This window comes from Sinorhizobium sp. P24N7, assembly GCF_042436655.1.
Lineage (GTDB): Bacteria > Pseudomonadota > Alphaproteobacteria > Rhizobiales > Rhizobiaceae > Sinorhizobium > Sinorhizobium meliloti_A.
In genome coordinates, this window is record NZ_JBHMIW010000135.1 from 1 (window position 1) to 438 (window position 438).

Below are 438 nucleotides of genomic sequence, written 5' to 3' on the forward strand. Positions count from 1 at the left end.
TCGACTTTGAAGTGGCCGCGACAAGCTCCCGAAAAAGAAAGTTCCGGCGCGCTGTCGTTTTCCACTCCGCCTTAGGCGGAGCGAAGCACGCGGAGGCCTGAACGCGCTTTCTCATTGCGCCGAAGAGAAGGCCGGAGCCTGTGGTAAACGGGAGTGTGGCGGCTGCCGCTCTTAATTGCGGGCTGGCCGCAAAGGTGGAGTCCGCCCTTTCAGCGGCTTTCGCTGTTGGTGACGACTGTATCGGCCGATGGTTCGCCTGGCGTCATCCGTTTGATGAGCCGGATTAAGTCGCGAATGGTGTCATGCGGCAGAGATTCAACGATCTTGGTAAGCGTCTTGCGATCTTCGGCTTCCTCTGGCGTCTTGACCCACAAGTGCGGCGCGGTGTCAAAAATAATGTCGAGAGGCATAAATCCCATGATCTCACAGAGATGAATC

1 pseudogene is annotated in these 438 nt (G+C 57.1%); it reads right to left on the reverse strand.

Annotation, left to right across the window (positions count from 1 at the left end):
• Nucleotides 1-209 precede the first annotated feature (209 nt).
• Nucleotides 210-438: pseudogene (locus ACFHWW_RS34305) on the reverse strand (transcriptional regulator); the annotation flags it as partial.